The sequence below is a fragment of the uncultured Aggregatibacter sp. genome, assembly GCF_938046485.1.
In the GTDB taxonomy this organism is placed as follows: domain Bacteria; phylum Pseudomonadota; class Gammaproteobacteria; order Enterobacterales; family Pasteurellaceae; genus Aggregatibacter.
In genome coordinates this window covers 1-1,491 of the sequence record NZ_CALIWN010000049.1, presented here as the reverse complement: position 1 = coordinate 1,491, position 1,491 = coordinate 1, and the positions used below count along the sequence as shown (strand labels likewise).

General features: G+C 42.1%; 1 protein-coding gene and 1 pseudogene. One reads left to right on the top strand and one right to left on the bottom strand.

Annotation, left to right across the window (positions count from 1 at the left end; genetic code table 11):
* Positions 1-109: 109 nt before the first annotated feature.
* Entirely contained in the window at positions 110-817 is a 708-nt protein-coding gene (gene aphA / locus Q0203_RS06630) for an acid phosphatase AphA (RefSeq protein WP_297930634.1), read from the bottom strand.
* A gap of 493 nt (positions 818-1,310) precedes the next feature.
* On the opposite strand from aphA, the pseudogene Q0203_RS06625 reads away from it, so the two are divergent.
* Positions 1,311-1,439: pseudogene (locus tag Q0203_RS06625) on the top strand (ABC transporter permease); the annotation flags it as partial.
* Positions 1,440-1,491 lie beyond the last annotated feature (52 nt).

Genomic DNA, 1,491 nt, shown 5'->3' with positions numbered 1-1,491 from the left:
AAGGATTGAGCCCGGTGCAATACCGAGCTCAATATTTAAGTTAACTAACCTGTCCCCCTTTTGGGGGGGCAGATCAAAGTGCGGTCAATTTTTTATGTGTTTTTAAAAATTAATAGCTTGAGTTAATTAACACTTCTTCACCATATCCACCAAGGGTTGGCATTGGTTGGTAAGTGGAGTTAGCAGCGCGCATGAGGCGGATGCCGCGAACGCCGGCTTCTTTGGCAGCAAGAATATCATCATCGCTGTCACCGTAGTGAATGGTGACTTTGTGTTCGATAATGCCAGGGGTTTTGTTGTATTTCGTGGTAAGTTCACGCCCGCCCATGAATTCTACCGGGTGCATGTCTTTAATATTAAAGGCTTTTTGTAATACTGGGGTAACGCCATCTTTATCGCCGGCAGTGCGTCCGGTGATGAAATAAATTTGGTCGCCACGGGCTTGGTGCATATTAATTAAATCCACAGCAATTTGTTTTGGAATAGAATATTGGTCACAACCGGCATTCACTTCATTCCAGAAATCCTGATTTTTTAAGTAATCATGCTTACCCGGAGAATATTTTTGTTGCCCATGGTAAAAACAAGGGCTACTGAATAGCACGGTATCGTCAATATCAAAACTTACATTAATCGGTGCTTTGCCTTCCAACTCTTTTTTCAGTTGCTCAACGGAAATCCAGTGGATTGGTTGTTCCACGAGCATTTCACGGGCATTGGTACCTTGATTGGTATAAGGTTCGGTTTTGGCCGCCATGGCGGGAATTGCTGCCGCGGTTAAAAGGGCGACAAGAGAAAGTTTAACAAGATTTTTCATAGTGACTCCTGATGAGATTGTGAATATATCGGCGGCAATCCTACCTTTTTTGTTCTATTACGCAATTTCAAGCAATCGTTTGCTATACAAAATTTTGACCGTGATCACATTTTTATCATGTGATTGGTGAATAAATAACCAATATTGTTTTTCCCCACGATAGCGCGCGTTTCCTAACGCGTGCCTGAAATATCAATTTCGTTTGATTCAGATTTTTACTATTTTAATGAATAGCTTCAGTTTGCTTATTTTTTAGATAGATAAAACTACGCGTCAGAAGGGGGGGCTATCTGGGGAGCCGTTGGCAAAGCCAACGTTCAGAATCCTTTTGATTTTATGACCGCACTTTTTTGTCATTAGAAGAAAATTGAAGAACTTAAACAGGTAATCACTTTATCGCCAAATATCACTTTTCCGGTAAACTTTATTCGTGAGCTTGCCTCGGGATTTTGCTAACTCCGAAACCACAATAGATTGTAATGGCACAAGCGAGGACGCTTGCGCTATCAGGGGGACTTCGACGGTGATGGCTTATGTGGTGTTGGTTATCGTGTTTGTGTCACTGTTTGAATATCTGATTACCAAGCCTTTGGAAATTTTGTTTATGCCGTGGAGAAGGTGATGCTCTGTCTTGAAAACGTGCGTTTTGAAATTCTCCGCGACCCCATCGTGCG

What these genes read in the sequence shown, in the direction of transcription:
- aphA (WP_297930634.1), bottom strand. Translation starts at nt 817, where the DNA reads ATGAAAAATCTTGTTAAACTTTCTCTTGTCGCCCTTTTAACCGCGGCA.